This is a genomic window from Streptomyces sp. NPDC101118 (assembly GCF_044759445.1).
GTDB lineage: Bacteria > Actinomycetota > Actinomycetes > Streptomycetales > Streptomycetaceae > Streptomyces.
In genome coordinates, this window is record NZ_JBIVZG010000007.1 from 29,877 (window position 1) to 47,152 (window position 17,276).

13 protein-coding genes and 2 tRNA genes are annotated in these 17,276 nt (G+C 71.1%); 5 read left to right on the forward strand and 10 right to left on the reverse strand.

Annotated features, from left to right (window positions below; all coding sequences use genetic code 11):
- The first annotated feature begins 26 nt into the window (after positions 1-26).
- Complete coding sequence (locus ACIQUQ_RS14285; protein ID WP_403975190.1) at positions 27-1,076, forward strand: rod shape-determining protein; 1,050 nt, start codon at positions 27-29, stop codon at positions 1,074-1,076.
- Here the strand turns inward: ACIQUQ_RS14285 and ACIQUQ_RS14290 are convergent.
- A complete protein-coding gene (locus ACIQUQ_RS14290; RefSeq protein ID WP_403975192.1) occupies positions 1,073-2,224 on the reverse strand; it encodes a sensor histidine kinase in 1,152 nt (383 codons plus the stop codon). The genes ACIQUQ_RS14285 and ACIQUQ_RS14290 overlap by 4 nt on opposite strands.
- Before the next feature lie 174 nt (positions 2,225-2,398).
- Between ACIQUQ_RS14290 and ACIQUQ_RS14295 the strand changes: the two genes are divergently transcribed.
- Entirely contained in the window at positions 2,399-2,980 is a 582-nt protein-coding gene (locus ACIQUQ_RS14295; RefSeq protein ID WP_403975194.1) for a vitamin K epoxide reductase family protein, read from the forward strand.
- A gap of 64 nt (positions 2,981-3,044) precedes the next feature.
- Positions 3,045-5,633: a YfhO family protein gene (locus tag ACIQUQ_RS14300; RefSeq protein WP_403975197.1), complete on the forward strand. Its 2,589-nt coding sequence runs from the start codon at positions 3,045-3,047 to the stop codon at positions 5,631-5,633.
- 88 nt (positions 5,634-5,721) lie between these two features.
- On the opposite strand, the gene ACIQUQ_RS14305 is transcribed toward ACIQUQ_RS14300, so the two are convergent.
- Positions 5,722-8,343: a valine--tRNA ligase gene (locus ACIQUQ_RS14305; RefSeq protein ID WP_403975200.1), complete on the reverse strand. Its 2,622-nt coding sequence runs from the start codon at positions 8,341-8,343 to the stop codon at positions 5,722-5,724.
- A 278-nt stretch (positions 8,344-8,621) separates the two neighbouring features.
- On the opposite strand from ACIQUQ_RS14305, the gene ACIQUQ_RS14310 reads away from it, so the two are divergent.
- Complete coding sequence (locus tag ACIQUQ_RS14310; protein WP_403975203.1) at positions 8,622-9,590, forward strand: hypothetical protein; 969 nt, start codon at positions 8,622-8,624, stop codon at positions 9,588-9,590.
- Between the two features lie 504 nt (positions 9,591-10,094).
- On the opposite strand, the gene clpX is transcribed toward ACIQUQ_RS14310, so the two are convergent.
- From clpX to ACIQUQ_RS14335, 5 genes are all read right to left on the reverse strand, one after another.
- The gene (gene clpX, locus ACIQUQ_RS14315; RefSeq protein WP_007264060.1) at positions 10,095-11,381 is read right to left on the reverse strand and encodes an ATP-dependent Clp protease ATP-binding subunit ClpX; all 1,287 of its coding nucleotides are present in this window, start codon (positions 11,379-11,381) and stop codon (positions 10,095-10,097) included.
- Positions 11,382-11,533: 152 nt separating this feature from the next.
- Positions 11,534-12,202 carry an ATP-dependent Clp protease proteolytic subunit gene (locus tag ACIQUQ_RS14320; RefSeq protein WP_399950707.1) on the reverse strand — a complete coding sequence of 223 codons (669 nt, stop codon included), beginning with the start codon at positions 12,200-12,202 and terminating at the stop codon, positions 11,534-11,536.
- Between the two features lie 47 nt (positions 12,203-12,249).
- Positions 12,250-12,867, reverse strand: coding sequence for an ATP-dependent Clp protease proteolytic subunit (locus tag ACIQUQ_RS14325; RefSeq protein WP_403975205.1), 618 nt, complete (start codon positions 12,865-12,867; stop codon positions 12,250-12,252).
- Positions 12,868-13,162: 295 nt separating this feature from the next.
- On the reverse strand, positions 13,163-14,545 hold the full coding sequence (gene tig / locus ACIQUQ_RS14330) for a trigger factor (RefSeq protein WP_403975207.1): 1,383 nt from the start codon (positions 14,543-14,545) through the stop codon (positions 13,163-13,165).
- 159 nt (positions 14,546-14,704) lie between these two features.
- A tRNA-Pro gene (locus ACIQUQ_RS14335) sits at positions 14,705-14,781 on the reverse strand.
- 141 nt (positions 14,782-14,922) lie between these two features.
- On the opposite strand from ACIQUQ_RS14335, the gene ACIQUQ_RS14340 reads away from it, so the two are divergent.
- Positions 14,923-14,996 (forward strand) — tRNA-Gly (locus ACIQUQ_RS14340).
- Between the two features lie 44 nt (positions 14,997-15,040).
- Here the strand turns inward: ACIQUQ_RS14340 and ACIQUQ_RS14345 are convergent.
- The 3 genes from ACIQUQ_RS14345 to ACIQUQ_RS14355 form a co-directional block, all read right to left on the reverse strand.
- Positions 15,041-15,235, reverse strand: a complete 195-nt coding sequence (locus tag ACIQUQ_RS14345; protein WP_399950698.1) for a hypothetical protein — start codon at positions 15,233-15,235, stop codon at positions 15,041-15,043.
- Between the two features lie 155 nt (positions 15,236-15,390).
- On the reverse strand, positions 15,391-15,849 hold the full coding sequence (locus ACIQUQ_RS14350) for an HD domain-containing protein (RefSeq protein ID WP_403975209.1): 459 nt from the start codon (positions 15,847-15,849) through the stop codon (positions 15,391-15,393).
- A 22-nt stretch (positions 15,850-15,871) separates the two neighbouring features.
- The gene (locus ACIQUQ_RS14355) at positions 15,872-17,272 is read right to left on the reverse strand and encodes a pyridoxal phosphate-dependent decarboxylase family protein (RefSeq protein ID WP_403975211.1); all 1,401 of its coding nucleotides are present in this window, start codon (positions 17,270-17,272) and stop codon (positions 15,872-15,874) included.
- Positions 17,273-17,276 lie beyond the last annotated feature (4 nt).

Consider the following 17,276-nt stretch of genomic DNA (forward strand, 5'->3'; position numbering starts at 1 on the left):
CCTTGCGGCAAAGGATTGGGGAACAAATGCCGCAGGCCAGCACCAACAAGACGGCTTCCAGCCGCGACATCGGCATCGACCTGGGGACCGCGAACACCCTCGTCTACGCCAGGGGGCACGGGATCGTGCTGAATGAGCCGTCCGTGGTCGCGGTCAGGGCGGGCACGACCGCCGCGCTGGCCGTGGGGGCCGAGGCCAAGGAGACGATCGGCCGCACCCCCGGCTCCATCACGGCGATCCGTCCCCTGAAGGACGGGGTGATCTGCGACTACGAGGCGGCCGAGGAGATGATCCGGCACTTCGTTCGCAAGGCCGTGCCGGGGCGCCGGCCGCGCACCCGGATGGTGGTGTGCGTGCCGAGCGGGGTGACTCCGGTGGAGCGGCGGGCCATCGTGCACGCCTCCACGCGGGCGGGCGCGCGGGCCGTGCACCTGATAGAGGAGCCGATGGCGGCGGCGATCGGGGCGGGGCTGCCGGTGTCGGAGCCGCGCGGGTCGATGGTGGTGGACATCGGCGGGGGCACGACGGAGGTGGCGGTGATCTCGCTGGGCGGGATCGTCACGTCCCGGTCGCTGCGGGTCGGGGGCGACCGGATGGACGCCGCGATCATGGACTTCGTCCGCAGGGAGCACGGGCTGCTCGTCGGCGAGCGCACCGCCGAGGACGTGAAGGTGGCCGTCGGCTCGGCCTGGCCGGTGCCGGACCGGCCGGAGCTGGAGACGCTGACGTTCACCGTGCGGGGGCGGGAGAAGGTCGGCGGGATGCCGCAGACGCTCTCGCTGGCGGCACCGGACGTGCGGGCCGCGCTGGACGAGCCGGTGGAGGCGATCGTCGAAGCGGTCCGGGCGACGCTGGAGGACTGCCCGCCGGAGCTCTCCGGCGACGTCATGGAGCACGGCATCGTGCTGACCGGCGGGGGCGCGCTGCTGCCGGGCCTGGACCTGCGGCTGGCCTCGGCGACGGGCATCCCGGTCTTCGTGGCGGACGACCCGCTGGACTGCGTGGCGCTGGGGTCGGGGAAGTGCGTGGAGGACCTGGACGCGCTGAACACGCTGCTGACCCCCTCGAAGGTCTAGCCCCGGGGCAGCGTCGCGACGACCTCGTACGCGTCCTCCGTGCGCGTCGCCGTCAGGGTGCCGCCGAGGCTCCTGACCCGCTCCGACATGCTGGCCGTGCCCGAGCCGGACGAGACGGGGGCGCGGCCGGTCCGGTCGCGGGCCGGCAGCGGGTTGCTGACCTCGATCCGCAGCTGCGGGCCCTCGGCCGCGATCGAGACGTCGACGGCCTGGCCCGGGGCGTGCTTGGCGGCGTTGGTCAGGCACTCCTGGACCACGCGGTAGACCGCCGCCTGCCGCAGGGGCGACAGGGTGCGGCCGGCCTCGTCGACGCGGAGGCGCACGGGCGATCCGGCGCGGCCGCTCTCCTCCGCCAGCGCCGGCAGCCCGTCCACGCCCGGGGTGGAGACCCGCTCGCCGCGCAGCACGATGATGTCGTTCAGGACCAGGTGGGCGCGGCGGGCGGTCTCGGCGAGCTCGTCGAAGTCCTTCTCGTACGACTGACCCCGCGCCCGCAGGGCGAGGACCTCGGAGCGCACGGTGAGCAGGGTCAGCTCGCGGCCGACGAAGTCGTGGACGTCGCGGGCGACGGAGGTGCGCTCCTGCTGGACGGCCTGGAGTACGGCGGCCTCGGCGCGCCGCGCGTCGAGTTCGCGCACCAGGTCCTGCCGGTACGCGGCGATGCCGACGGCCGCGGCGAGCACGCCGATCGGCACGACCAGGCCCAGGAAGGCGCTGAGGGTGTCGGCCCGGTCGGCGGGCCAGCCGGGGAGGTTGAAGAGGAGGTAGGCGTAGCCGACGTAGACGGCCGTGGCCACGACCGCGGCCCGGCGCCCCCAGTAGCGGCCCAGGGAGTAGAGGGCGAACTGGATGAGGGTCAGCTCGTGCAGCCAGCCGATGAAGAGGAGTGCCGTCAGGTACGCGAGCCAGGGCGCCCGGCGGCGCACCAGCAGCGTGGCCGCGCCGGCCGCGAGCACGAGGGCGGCCGTGGGTCCGTCGAGGGAGTTGTCGGCGGCCGCCAGGCCCGGCAGGTCGAGGCCCATCAGGGCGAAGCAGCTGAGCGCGGTGAGCGCGTCGAGGGCCCGCGGGGAGGTGCCCCACCGGTCGGTGAGACGGCGCACGGCAGCCGGGATTCGCTGGATGGCCGAACCGCCGCGCTTCGCGTACATGCCCTCCATCATCCAAGGTCCGGTCCCGCAAGATGCCCACCAAAAGCCGCAAATGACGTGAGATAGGGCACTTCGGCCCGGGACCTTGGCGGCCGGCCTCCGGGACCTTGGGCCCGCCGGTGACGGCCCTTCCGCCCTGCCGCGGGCGCCGTCCGCCCGCCTAGCGTCGGGAGAATGACCGCCGACCACCCCACCACCCGCCGCACGGGACGCGGCCTGTCCTCGCTGCTGCTGGCCGGCGGCCTGGTCGGCCTGTGGGCCTCCGGCGCCCTCACGTACGACCGCCTGCGGGCACTGGAAGACCCGCTGTTCACGCCGGGCTGCAACATCAGCGCGGTGTTCAGCTGCGGCGACGTGATGTCCACGTGGCAGGGCAACCTGCTGGGCTTCCCCAACATGCTGCTGGGGATCGCCGGGTTCGGAGCCCTCGCGGCCCTGGGCCTCGCGCTGCTCCTGGGGGCGGTGTTCCCGCGGCTGCTCTGGCGGGTGGTGTGGGGCGGGCTCGCCGCGGGCTTCGCCTTCACCGTGTGGTTGATCACTCAGTGCCTCTACGTCATCGGCGCCCTCTGCCCCTGGTGCACGGCCGTCTGGGCGGTGATGATCCCGATGTTCTGGTACGTCACGCGGCATGTGGCGGGGCCGGGTTCGGCGCTCCGGGCCGTGCCGCACTGGCTGCCGCCGCTGGCCGCCTACGCGGTGCTCGGGGCGCTCGTACTCCTGGCATTCGGCACCCGGCTCTTCCAAGCCTTTCCCTAAGATATGACTTTGGATTCGGCCGGGGGATGGCCGGACACTCGATCCGTACGGGGAACCCACCGCCATGACGACTCCAACCACCGCCGCCCCGGCGCGCCCTGCGCCGGAGGGTCCCGGCCGGCCCGCCACGGGCACCCGGTTCACCGACCGGCTGCGCGGCAGCGGCACCGCCGCCGCCCTCGCTTCGGCGGTGCTGTCCATGGCGGCGTACTGCATCGGCATGGCGGCCCACGGCACCTACCCCTTCGGGCAGGGCTCGCGGGCCATGAACGACCTGCGCAACCAGTACGTCCCCTTCCACGCCCACCTCTGGGACCTCCAGCACGGCACCGCCCAGGGCGACCTCTTCTTCAACTGGCAGAGCGGCTACGGCAACGGGTTCCTCGGCGAGTTCTTCACCTACCTCGCCAACCCCTTCTCGCTGCTGACCGGCCTCTTCCCGCGCGAGTACGCCGACCTCCCCGTCTTCCTCGTCACCCTCCTCAGCACCGGCCTCGCCGCCGCCGTCATGACGGTCTTCCTCGGCCGCCTGCGCCCCGGCTCCCCCTGGCTGCGCGCCCTCCTCGGCACCGGCTACGCCGTCTGCGGCTGGACCCTCATCGAGGGCGGCATCGTGCCCATGTGGATGTGGGGCCTGGTCGCGCTCCCCCTGCTCTGCATCGCCGCCGACTTCTGCCTCACCGAGCGCCGCTGGGTCCTGGGCACCCTCTTCTTCGCCCTGTGCTGGTACGCCAACTTCTACAGCGCGGCCATGGCCACCATCGGCGCCGTCCTGGTCCTTCTCCTGCGGCTCGCGGTCACCGACGCCGACTGGCGCACCCGCGGCCGCGCCATGTGGCGGGCGAGCACCATGGCCGTCGCCGGCCTGCTCCTGGCCGCCCCCGCCGTCCTGGTCTCCGGCCTGGCCAGCGCCCAGGCCCAGCCCTCCGACAGCTACGTCGTCAGCGTCGCCACCGGGCCGCGGACCTTCCTCGGCCTGCTGCTGCCGGGCACCGTGCCCGAGCCCGCCGCGCCCAACGTGTTCGCCGGCGTGCTCGTGCTGCTGCTCGTCCTGGCCCTGCCCTTCCAGTCCAAGGTCCGCGTCCGCGAGCGCGCCGCCTGGCTCGTCCTCATCGTGCTGACCGCGCTGTCCTTCGTGTGGACGCCCACCGCCAAGGTCTGGCAGGGCTTCACCCTCCCCCACGGCTCGCCCTTCCGCGAGAGCTTCGTCCTCAGCGGGCTCCTGGTGATGGCCGCCTGGATCTGCCTCGCCCACATGCCCCGCCGCCGCGCCCTGCTGGGCGGGGCCGTCCTGCTCGGCGGCGTGCTGCTGCTGACCCGCGACACCCAGCCCGTCAACACGTACGCCGTACGGGGCACCCTCGTCGGCGGCGCCGTCGTCACCGCGCTGCTCCTGCTGTACGCGGGCGGCCTGCGCCGCTGGGCCCGCACCCTCGTGGTCGGCGCCCTGGCCCTGAGCACCCTCGCCCTCACCTCGTACGCCGTGTACGCCACCCACGTGGAGTTCGACCCCGCACGCCGCGGATACACCGAGGCCTCCACCCTGAACCGGCTGGCCCACGACACCCGCGACGCCGCAGCCGCCCACCAGGACTGGCCCCGCTCCCGCACCGGCATCACCCCCGGCATCTTCGTCACCAACAACGACCCGATGCTGCTCGGCATTCAGGCGGGCGGCTACTACAGCAGCTACGTCACCAAGGAGGCCGCCACCGGCCTGCGCGACCTGGGCATCGGCTACGCCATGGGCGGCCGCAACCTGCGCACCGCCGGCGACCCCTTCCTGCACGCGCTGTTCGGCACCGGCACCCTGCTGGAGAAGGCCCCGGACGGCGGCGTCACCGCCCGCAGCGTCCCCGCCCTGCCGCTGTTCAGCCTGCGCTCCCCCGGCACCGACCAGGCGTACGGCGCCCCGGCCGGCTCCGTGTGGGCGCACCGCCAGGCCGCGCTCGGCGCGAAGGTCTACACCGTGCCGGCGCTGAAGTACGAGAAGGGCCCGGTCGGCGGCCACGTCCCCGCGGGCCGGCAGCTCGGCCGGCCCGCCAAGGGCGAGGCCTGGAGCACCTTCTCCGCCCGGTGCACCCCCGGCGACCAGGCCTTCCTGTACGCGCCCGGGTTCTACGGCCAGTCCGTCGGCGACGGCGGCGAGGCGCAGAACAACACCGCGCACCCGCCGGTCGTCCTCAACCCCGTCAAGCCGCTGGGCACCGTCCCCGCCGACGGAACGTTCCGCTTCGCCCTCGGCGCGACCAAGCCCGGCCAGGTGCTGCCCGACGACGCCGTCGGCTGCCTGAACCCCAAGGCCTTCAACGCCGCCGTCCAGGCCGTCCGCTCCGCCTCGCCCGCGCCCGACCGGGTCGACGTCGGCGGCCACTCCATCGAGGCCCGGCTGCCCAAGGGCGCCAGCGGCACCGCCGTCGTCGCCACCCCGGCGATCCAGGGCTGGACCTGCTCGGTGAACGGCGGCGCCGCCCGCACCCCGGTCTCGTACCAGGGCCTGCTCGGCGTGCCGCTGGGCGCCGGCGCCGACCGGGTCTCCTGCTCGTACACCCCGCCGGGCCTGAAGCCGGGCCTCGCGGCCACCGGCCTGGGCTCGCTGGCGGTGGCGGGCGTCCTGGCCCGGCCGCTGTGGCGCCGGCGCCGGGACGCGTAGTCCGGAGCCCTCCGCGAAAGGGGAAGGCCCCCGCACCCTCGGGTGCGGGGGCCTTCCCCTTCTTCGTGCTTCTTCGTGCGTACCGGCCCTACGCGGCCGGCAGCGCCGCCAGCTGCGCCTGGATCCGGGCGATGTCCGCCTCGGCCTTGGCCAGCCGGCCCTTGATCTTGTCCACGACGTTGTCGGGGGCCTTGGCCAGGAAGGCCTCGTTCCCCAGCTTGGCCTCCGCCTGCGCCTTCTCCTTCTCGGCGGCGGCGAGGTCCTTGGCCAGGCGCTTGCGCTCGGCCGCGACGTCGATCGTGCCGGACAGGTCGAGGGCGACCGTGGCGCCGGCGACCGGCAGGGTGGCGGTGGCGCTGAAGCCCTCGCCCTCCGGCTGGAGGCGCAGCAGCTGACGGATCGCACCCTCGTGCGCGGCCAGCGGGGTGCCCGCGAGGTCGAGGCGGGCCGGAACCTTCTGACCGGGCTGCAGGCCCTGGTCGGCGCGGAAGCGGCGGACCTCGGTGACGACCTGCTGGAGGTTCCCGATCTCGGCCTCGGCGGCCTCGTCGCGGAAGCCGCTGTCGGTCGGCCACTCGGCGATCACGATGGACTCGCGGCCCGTGAGGGTGGTCCACAGCGTCTCGGTGACGAACGGGACGACCGGGTGCAGCAGGCGCAGCATGACGTCCAGGACCTCGCCGAGGACCCGGCCGGAGACCTTGGCCTGCTCCCCGCCCGCGAAGAACGTGGTCTTCGACAGCTCGACGTACCAGTCGAAGACCTCGTCCCACGCGAAGTGGTACAGCGCGTCGCTGAGCTTCGCGAACTGGTAGTCCTCGTAGTACGCGTCGACCTGCGCGACCGTCTTGTTGAGGCGGGACAGGATCCAGCGGTCGGTCGCGGACAGCTGCTCGACCGGGGGCAGGTCACCCTCGATCGTCGCGCCGTTCATCAGCGCGAAGCGGGTGGCGTTCCAGATCTTGTTGGCGAAGTTCCGGGACGCCTTGACCCAGTCCTCGCCGATCGGGACGTCGACGCCCGGGTTGGCGCCGTTGGCCAGGGTGAAGCGGACGGCGTCCGAGCCGTACTCGTTCATCCAGTCCAGCGGGTTGACCGCGTTGCCGAAGGACTTCGACATCTTCTTGCCGAACTGGTCGCGGACCATGCCGTGCAGGGCGATGGTGTGGAACGGCGGGGTGCCGTCCATCGCGTACAGGCCGAACATCATCATCCGGGCGACCCAGAAGAAGAGGATGTCGTAGCCGGTGACCAGAACGGAGTTCGGGTAGAACTTCGCCAGGCTCGGGGTCTGCTCCGGCCAGCCGAGCGTGGAGAACGGCCACAGGCCGGAGGAGAACCAGGTGTCGAGGACGTCGGTGTCCTGGCGCCAGCCCTCGCCCGTCGGCGGCTGCTCGTCCGGTCCGACGCAGACGACCTCGCCGTTCGGGCCGTACCAGACCGGGATGCGGTGTCCCCACCACAGCTGGCGCGAGATGCACCAGTCGTGGAGGTTGTCGACCCAGTCGAAGTACCGCTTCTCCATCTCCTGCGGGTGGATCTTGACCTTGCCGTCGCGGACCGCGTCGCCCGCGGCCTTCGCGAGCGGGCCGACCTTGACCCACCACTGCATCGACAGGCGCGGCTCGATGGTGGTCTTGCAGCGCGAGCAGTGGCCGACGGAGTGGACGTACGGGCGCTTCTCGGCGACGATCCGGCCCTCGGCGCGCAGCGCGGCGACGATGGCGGAACGGGCCTCCAGCCGGTCCAGGCCCTGGAAGGGGCCGTGGGCCGTGATGACCGCGCGCTCGTCCATGACGGCGAGGTTCGGCAGGCCGTGGCGCTGGCCGATCTCGAAGTCGTTGGGGTCGTGGGCCGGGGTGACCTTGACGGCACCGGTGCCGAACTCGGGGTCGACGTGCTCGTCGGCGACGACCGGGATGCGGCGGCCGGTCAGCGGCAGCTCGATCTCGGTGCCGACGAGGTGCTTGTAGCGCTCGTCCTCCGGGTGGACGGCGACGGCGGTGTCGCCGAGCATCGTCTCGGCGCGGGTCGTCGCGACGACGATGGACGCGTCGCCCTCGCCGTAGCGGATGGAGACGAGCTCGCCGTCGTCGTCCTGGTACTCGACCTCGATGTCCGAGATCGCCGTGAGGCAGCGCGGGCACCAGTTGATGATGCGCTCGGCGCGGTAGATCAGCTCGTCGTCGTAGAGCTTCTTGAAGATGGTCTGGACGGCCTGGGACAGGCCCTCGTCCATGGTGAAGCGCTCGCGGGACCAGTCGACGCCGTCGCCGAGGCGGCGCATCTGGCCCGAGATCTGGCCGCCGGACTCGGCCTTCCACTGCCAGACGCGCTCGACGAACGCCTCACGGCCCAGGTCGTGGCGGGACTTGCCCTCCTTGGCGAGCTCGCGCTCGACGACGTTCTGGGTCGCGATGCCGGCGTGGTCCATGCCGGGCTGCCACAGCGTCTCGTAGCCCTGCATGCGCTTGCGGCGCGTGAGGGCGTCGATGAGCGTGTGCTCGAAGGCGTGCCCGAGGTGCAGGCTGCCGGTGACGTTCGGCGGCGGGATGACGATGGTGTAGGCGGGCTTGTCGCTGTTCTCGTCGGCCTCGAAGTAACCGCGCTCTACCCAGCGCTCGTAGAGCTTCCCCTCTACCTCGGCCGGCGCGTACTGGGTCGGCAGTTCGGAGTTGGGGCTGCTGGGTGTCTGCGTGTTCTCGGTCACGGACACAGTTTAGAGGCGGCCTCGCCCCCGAATCGAATCGATACCGGCGCCCGCGCAGGGGCCCGCCCGGCGGTGGCAGTTGGCCCGCGAAGGCGCGATCGCGCCGGATGCGCCCGGAAGATCCGGGAACGGCGGCAGTTGCCCGTATCGCTCCCCGCACGTGCGGTAACGGTCTCGTACTGATCGCCGAATCCCCGGGGCCCCGGCGCCGTCGCGGCGCGGGGCTTCCGCCAGGATGTCAGCAGTAGATAAAGGAATCCTGGAGGGGAACGCAGGACATGAGCTACAACCAGCCGGGCCCGTACGGCGGACCGGGTCCCCAGCAGCCGGGGCCGTACGGCGGCCAGCCGAACCCGTACGGGCAGCAGCCGCCGGCCCCGCAGCCGGGATACGGCTACCCGCAGCAGCCCGGCCAGCAGCCCGCGCCCGGGTACGGCTACCCGCAGCAGGCCCCCCAGGGCGTCCCGCCGCAGCAGGGCTACGCCTACCCGCAGCAGCCCCAGCAGCCCTACCCGGGCCAGCCGCAGCCGCCGTACGGCATGCAGCCCCCGGCCCCGCCGAAGAAGGGCAAGGGCGGCGCGGTCCTGGCGGTCGTCGTGGTCCTGGCCGTCGTGGCCGGCGGCGCGTGGTGGTTCCTGAAGGGCAGCGGCGCGTCGATCTCGGACGACACCAAGGGCTACAAGCTGGCGTTCCCCGCCTCGGTGGACAACTACAAGCTGCCGGCGGGCGCCGGGAAGCCGCAGGACACGCCGATGCAGGGTGAGAGCAAGACCGAGGCCGAAGCTCTGGGCATCAAGGACGCCCACAGCACCTTCGTGCAGTACTCGAACGGCACGAGCAAGAAGGCGAAGCAGCTGTCGGCGAACGGCATGTGGGGCCAGATCTCGGACCCCGAGGCCACGGTCGACAACTACTTCGACAGCGTCGGCAAGAAGCCGAACCCGCTGATGCCGGACGTGAAGTTCGAAGTCGTCGGAAGCCCGCGCGAGTTCCAGCCGGACGGGTTCGAGGGCGCCGTGCTGAAGTGCGCCAACATCAAGCTCACCAACCCCAAGGGCGACGGCACTCTGAAGAACGGCCCCAAGGAGGCGCAGATCCCGACTTGCGCATGGGGTGATTACTCGACCATGGCCGCCATCAACGTGATGGACCCGGCCGTAACGCTGCTCGGCGGAGCCAGCGCCTCCCTGGAGGACGTCTCCTCGCTCGCGGCCAAGCTGTACAAGACCGGCCGCACCAAGGTCTGACCGAGGCGCCCGTCGGCGCGGGACATGCCCGCGCCGACGGCCCTGTGCCCTCAGGCCAGTTGATAGCAGGCTGTGTAGGCGTGGGCGCGCCTCACCCCAATGTTCTCCAAGTGAAGCTGGCAAATGACGTTGTCAAGCCCCGAGATGTTGTCGTCGGCACCGATGTCGCACGCTGCCTTCACCTTCGGGCCCACGGTGTAGCCAAGGTTCCGCAGGTAGCCCATACAGTCGAACGACGAGGCCGATGCCGGCGGAGCCGCAACTATCGGCAGCGCGGCAGCAACAAGCGTGGCCGCCAGGACACCGAACGCGCGCTTCTTTCCCGTTCCCTAGTTCCTCCGTCGCAGGGGTTTCCACCGCGGAGTGGATCAAGGAACCTCGCGCCATATCAAGGCGATTTAGAACGTTTGACCGGTTTCATGGCGCGAATGTCCGGAACACGAACGCAAGGGGCGCCCTCCCAAGCCAGGAGGGCGCCCCTTGCGTTTGTCGATACCGGACGCGCTACGCCGACTTCTCGTGCGGGCCCTGGTCCTTGGGGACGATGCGGGGGACGAGGGTCGGGTTCACGTTGGAGCGGACCACGTCGGCGGTGATGACCACGCGGGCCACGTCCTTGCGGGACGGGACCTCGTACATCACCGACATCAGGACCTCTTCCATGATGGCGCGCAGGCCGCGCGCGCCGGTCTGGCGGAGGATGGCCTGGTCGGCGATGGCTTCGAGTGCCTCGCGCTCGAAGTCCAGCTCGACGCCGTCGAGTTCGAAGAGGCGCTGGTACTGCTTCACCAGCGCGTTCCGCGGCTCGACCAGGATCTGGAGGAGGGCTTCCCGGTCCAGGTTGTGGACGCTGGTGATGACCGGGAGGCGGCCGATGAACTCGGGGATCATCCCGAACTTCACCAGGTCCTCCGGCATGACCTCCTGGAACTGGTCGCTCGCCTCGATCTCCCGCTTGGAGCGGATCGTCGCGCCGAAGCCGATGCCCTTGGCACCCGCCCGCGACTCGATGATCTTCTCCAGGCCGGCGAAGGCGCCGCCCACGATGAACAGCACGTTCGTCGTGTCGATCTGGATGAACTCCTGGTGCGGGTGCTTGCGGCCGCCCTGCGGCGGGACCGAAGCGGTGGTCCCCTCCAGGATCTTGAGCAGGGCCTGCTGCACGCCCTCGCCCGAGACGTCACGCGTGATCGACGGGTTCTCGCTCTTACGGGCGACCTTGTCGATCTCGTCGATGTAGATGATCCCGGTCTCGGCCTTCTTGACGTCGTAGTCGGCCGCCTGGATCAGCTTGAGCAGGATGTTCTCGACGTCCTCGCCGACGTATCCCGCCTCCGTCAGCGCCGTGGCGTCGGCGATGGCGAACGGGACGTTCAGCATCCGGGCGAGCGTCTGCGCGAGCAGCGTCTTGCCGGAGCCGGTCGGGCCGAGGAGCAGGATGTTGGACTTCGCGAGCTCGATCGCGTCGTCCCTGCCCTGCGCGCCGCCGTTCTCGCCGGCCTGGACGCGCTTGTAGTGGTTGTACACCGCGACGGAGAGCGCCTTCTTCGCGGGCTCCTGCCCGACGACGTAGCTCTCCAGGAACTCGTAGATCTCGCGCGGCTTGGGGAGTTCCTCCCACCTGACCTCGGAGGTCTCCGCGAGTTCCTCTTCGATGATCTCGTTGCAGAGGTCGATGCACTCGTCGCAGATGTACACACCGGGGCCTGCGATGAGCTTCTTCACCTGCTTCTGGCTCTTTCCGCAGAACGAGCACTTGAGCAGGTCGCCGCCGTCACCGATGCGTGCCACGAGGTGCTTCCCCTTCGCCTGGGAGACGCTTGGTTCAGCGCTCCTGGTGCCTCATATCCGACGGTACCCTGCCGGGGCCCCGGTACGGGGCCCCCTTGACGTGGTTCACATCGCCGGAGCGGCGAAGTGGCCACGCCAAGGGGCCGCGAGGATCAGATGTTGTTCATCTTCCGGGTGGAGATGATCTGGTCGATCAGGCCGTAGGCCAGCGCGTCCTCGGCGGTGAGGATCTTGTCGCGCTCGATGTCCTCGCGGATCTTCTCGATCGGCGTCGAGGAGTGCTTGGCCAGCATGGACTCCAGCTGGTCACGCATCCGGAGGATCTCGTTGGCCGCGATCTCCAGGTCGGAGAGCTGCTCGCGGCCGGTGCCGCCGGACGGCTGGTGGATCAGCACGCGGGCGTTCGGCAGCGCCATGCGCTTGCCGGGGGTGCCGGCGGCGAGCAGGACGGCGGCGGCGGAGGCGGCCTGGCCCATGCAGACCGTCTGGATGTCCGGCTTCACGAACTGCATCGTGTCGTAGATGGCGGTCAGCGCGGTGAACGAGCCGCCGGGGCTGTTGATGTAGATCGAGATGTCGCGGTCCGGGTCCATCGACTCCAGGCACAGCAGCTGCGCCATGACGTCGTTGGCGGAGGCGTCGTCGATCTGCACGCCGAGGAAGATCACGCGCTCCTCGAAGAGCTTCGCGTACGGGTCGTACTCGCGGATGCCCTGCGAGGTGCGCTCGACGAAGCGCGGGACGACGTAGCGGTTGTCCACGGGAGCGCCGGTGTAGAGGCCGCTCGCGGAGAAGTTGTTCTGCATGTGGGTGTTCACCATCCTGTGGCGTTCTGCGGGGGCTGTCGGCTGGGGGCGCGGGGCCGGGATCAGGCTCCGGTGCCGCCGCCGCCCGGCGCGCTGGACGCGGCAGAGATGATCTCGTCGATGAGGCCGTAGTCCTTGGCCTCTTCCGCGGTGAACCAGCGGTCGCGGTCGCCGTCGCGGATGATCGCCTCGACGGTCTGGCCGGAGTGGAGCGCGGTGATCTCGGCCATCCGCTGCTTGGTGCGCAGCAGGTACTGGGCCTGGATCTTGATGTCCGAAGCGGTGCCGCCGATGCCGGCCGAGCCCTGGTGCATCAGGATGTCGGTGTTCGGCAGGGCGAAGCGCTTGCCCGCGGTGCCGCCGGTCAGCAGGAACTGGCCCATGGAGGCGGCCATGCCCATGCCGATGGTGACCACGTCGTTCGGGATGAACTGCATGGTGTCGTAGATCGCCATGCCCGCGGTGACGGAGCCGCCGGGGCTGTTGATGTACAGGTAGATGTCCTTCTCGGGGTCGGCCGCGAGGAGGAGCAGCTGCGCCGTGATCTTGTTGGCGATCTCGTCGTCGACCTGCTGGCCGAGGAAGATGATGCGCTCGCCGAGCAGCCGGTTGTAGACATGGTCGCCGAGGCCACCACCGATGGACGGCTCACCCGCGGCGTAAGGCATCAGATTCGTCACGTATCCACCTGCTCGTCTCCGACGGCCGGTCGTCGGCCGTCTCAGCGTCTCGTTCAGAGGGCAGTGCCCTCGTATTCATGGACCCTAACGCGCAGGTCGGACAACGCCATCCCGCTTCCCGAACTGTTCGCTGGGAGCGCAAGGTGCGTACGGCCTCCGGCGGCTTCCGTTCCGTGCCCGCGAGCACCCGTCCGGCGCCCGGCAGGGGATACGCCGGAGGGCCCGGACGCTGCTGCGTCCGGGCCCTCCGTACGGGCTCAGGCGGGCCGTGTGGGGCCCGCCGCGACCTGGGGCCCTACTTGGCCTCGTCCTCGTCGGAGGCACCCTCGGCGGCCTCGACGACGGCCTCGGCGATCTCGTCCTCGTCCTCGTCGGACAGGTCGACCTCGTTGCCGTTGGTGTCGGTGACCTTGGCGGCCTCGACGACGACCGCGAGGGCCTTGCCGCGGGCGACCTCGCCGACCAGCATCGGGACCTGGCCGCCCTCGACGACGGCCTGGGCGAACTGGTCGGGGGACATGCCGGAGGAGGCGGCGCGACGCATGAGGTGCTCGGTGAGCTCCTCCTGGTTCACGTTCAGCTTCTCCTTGTTGACGAGCTCGTCGAGGACGAACTGCGTCTTGATGCCCTTGACCGCCGCTTCCTTGGTCTCGGCGTCGAACTCCTCGACCGTCTTGCCCTGGAACTCGAGGTACTTCTCGAGGGTCAGGCCCATCTGGCCGAGCTGGTGGTGCTCCAGGTTGTGCTTGCGGGTGTTGATCTCGTCCTCGAGCAGCTTCTCGGGGATCGGCACCTCGACGAGCTCCAGCAGCTTCTCCAGGACGCGCTCCTGGGCCTGCGTGGCCTGGTCGTACTGCTTCATGTTCTCGAGGCGCTTGCGGCTGTCCGCCTTCAGGTCCTCGAGGGTGTCGAACTCGCTCGCCAGCTGGGCGAACTCGTCGTCGAGCTCCGGCACCTCACGGGCGGCGACCTGGGTGACCTTGACGGTGACCTCGGCGTCCTTGCCCTCGGCGGAGCCGCCCTTCAGCTGCGAGGTGAAGGTGGCCTCGCCGCCGGCCTCCAGGCCGGTCACGGCCTCGTCGATGCCGTCGAGCAGCTCGCCGGAGCCGATGGTGTAGGAGACGTCGGAGGCGACGCCGTCGGGCAGCACCTCGCCCTCGACCTTGGCCTCGAGGTCGATCGTGACGACGTCGCCCTCGGCGGCGGCGCGCTCGACCGGGTTGGTGGACGCGAAGCGGTTGCGCAGCTGCTCGACCGACTTCTCGATGTCCTCGTCGGTGACCTCGACCGCGTCGACCTCGACCTCGATGCCGGTGTAGTCCGGGATCTCGATGGCCGGGCGGACGTCGACCTCGGCGGTGAAGTTCAGCGTCTCGCCGTCCTTCAGCTCCGTGATGTCGACCTCGGGCTGGCCGAGGACGTTCAGCTCGGCCTCGTTGACCGCGGCGGTGTAGAACTTCGGGAGGGCGTCGTTGACGGCCTCCTCCAAGACGGCACCGCGGCCGAAGCGCTGGTCGATGACCCGGGCCGGGATCTTGCCCTTGCGGAAGCCCTTGACCGTGACCTGCTGGTTGATCTTCTTGTACGCCGCGTCGAGGCTGTCCTTGAGCTCCTCGAAGGGCACCTCGACAGTGAGCCGAACCCGGGTCGGGTTCAGGGTCTCCACGGCGCTCTTCACGGTTCGGTCTCCTTGTGGCTGACTTCGGGGGGTTCTGCCGATGCTGTGGTGTTCAGCGGATCAGCGGATCGGGCCCGGCACATCAGACACACGGGCACGCAGCTTGCATAGTAACCGCAAGCACGAGTCGGCCCACAACGCGATCAAGGTGGTGCAAGGTGGTCGGGGTGGCCGGATTCGAACCGACGACCTTCCGCTCCCAAAGCGGACGCGCTACCAAGCTGCGCCACACCCCGTCGGTGCGACACGTAGGGTACATGCCCGCGGACGCTCCGACGCGCGTGTTCCGCCGCCTGGAATGGGGTGTGCGCCCGGCGCCCGGGACCCGCTAGGATGCAGTGCGTACCGCGGTCCTGTGACCTGCGGTGCTTCGCAGTGCGGGCGTAGCTCAATGGTAGAGCCCTAGTCTTCCAAACTAGCTACGCGGGTTCGATTCCCGTCGCCCGCTCCAATGACGCAGAGAGCCGGTCCCCCGCGGGGCCGGCTCTCTGCGTTCTAGAGCTTGATGCCGGCGATGGTGTCCGCGAGGGAGGTCAGGAATCTGTTGACGTCCGGCGCGATGGAGCTGGACGCCAGGAAGAAGCCGAAGAGGACCGCGACGACGGCGGGGCCGGCCTTGAGGTGGTTGCCACGGATCAGCACCACCAGAATGATCGCCAACAGCACCACCACTGACAGCGAAATGGCCATTACTCATCACACCCTCGGTCGTCCCTGTCGGCCCGGGGCATACGGCCGCGCACACCCCCATGCCCTCATCGTGCCACCAAGTGGCCGGTGCTATCCGCCCCGTGACGAATCGTGGACAGCCGAATCCGGCCAACTCGACGTGCTTCAGGCATATTTCACCCCTGCGGGCCGGCCGGGAGGCCCAAGAGCGCGCGCATCCCGGCGTACTTGGCGGTGAGCCGCTCCCGGGTCGCGGCGTCGAGCACCGCCTGCCGTGCGGGGTCCGCGTTGTGCGCGAGGTCCGCCTCCTTGACGAGGAGCGCGCCGGGGGTCGCGAGGATGCGCGCGGCGTACTCCTCGGCCGGCTCGCCGGGGCGCTTGGTCACGGCCAGGACCATGGCCTTGACCTCCGCCGGGAGAGGGGCGGAATCCAGCCACTCGACGGACAGCCGGTCGTCCTCGACGGAGTCGTGCAGCCAGGCCGCGGCCCGCTGCGCCTCGCTGCCGCCGCGGGCGCGGACGCCCTCGGCGACGGCCGCGAGGTGCTCGGCGTAGGGCCGGCCGGCCTTGTCGGTCTGGCCCTCGTGGGCGGTACGGGCGATCTGCTCGACCTCGTCGAGGCTCAGGTACGTCATGCGGGTCTCCCCCTCACGGGCGTCACGCCGGCCCGGCGAGCCCGGCGGCCGCCTCGCGCAGGGCCCGCGCCGCCCTCCGTACGTCGGCACCGGTGGTTCGCCAGTTGGAGAACGCGGCCCGCAGGGCGGCAGTGCCACCGTAGACCGTGGGGGTGACGAAGACCTCGGGGCCTGCGGCCTCGCGCAGGGCCGTGAGGCGTTCGGGGGTGGGCCGGTCGGCGAGGGTGAAGCAGACGACGTTCAGCCGTACGGGCGCCAGCAGGCGGAACTCGGGCGCGGCCGCCAGCTCCTCCCCCAGGGCCCGGGCCGCGGCGACGTCGCGCTCGACGACCTCCCGGTGGCCCGCGCGGCCGTAGGCGGCCAGGGTGAACCAGGCGGCGAGGGCGCGTAGCCGGTGGGAGTTCTCCGGGGTGAGGTGGACCAGGTCGGGGTGTTCGCCGAGCGGTCCGAGGTAGGCGGCGGCGTTCTGGAAGACCCGGGCCTGGAGGTCGGGGCGTCGGGTGAACTGGACGGCGCTGTCGTAGGGGACGTTGAGCCATTTGTGCAGGTCGACGCAGACGGAGTCGGCGAGGTCCAGGCCGTCGACGAGGTGGGCGTGTCCGGACGAGAGGGCGGCGAAGGCGCCGAAGGCGGCGTCTACGTGCAGCCAGAAGGGGTGGCGCTCGCGGAGCGCGGCGACGGCCCGGAGGTCGTCGAAGTCGACGGTGTTGACGGTGCCGGCGTTCGCGACGACCACGCAGGGCCGGCCGTCGCCCTCGGCCAGCAGCCGCTCCAGGGCCGCCGGGTCGACCGCCTCGCGGCCGGGCAGGGTGGGGACGGGGACGAGGGAGCGGCGGCCGAGTCCGAGGACGGAGAGGCCCTTGGCGACGGAGGAGTGCGGGGCGCCGGAGAGGACGCGTACGGGGCCCAGCGCGGCGGCGCCGTCCTCCGCGGGCGAGACGCCGAGCCGCTCGCCCAGCCACTCGCGGGCGACGGCGAGGCCGGTGGTGTTGGACATGGTGGCGCCGCTGACGAACGTCCCGTGGTGGGCGTCGGAGAGGCCGAACAGCTCGCGCAGCCAGCCCACGGTGGCGCGTTCCAGCTCCTGGCCGGCCCCGTCGAGGGCGGAGTTGGAGTTCTGGTCGTAGGCGGCGGTGAGCCAGTCGCCGGCCAGGGCGGCGGGGGTGGCGCCGCCGGTGACGAAGCCGAGGTAGCGGGGGCCGGCGCTGGCGGAGAGCCGGGGCGCCCAGTCCTCGGCGAAGGCGTCGAGGGCGGCGGCGAGTCCGGCGCCGTGCTCGGGGAGGGGCCCGGTCTTCGGGGGTGCGGAGGCGGCCGGGACCACCGGCCGGGCGTCGAGGCCGGCCAGCATCTCCACGGCGTGGCGGCGGGTGGCCTCCAGCAGGTCGGGGAGCCGGTCGAGGTCGTGTGCGAGGTGCGCGTCCATGGCC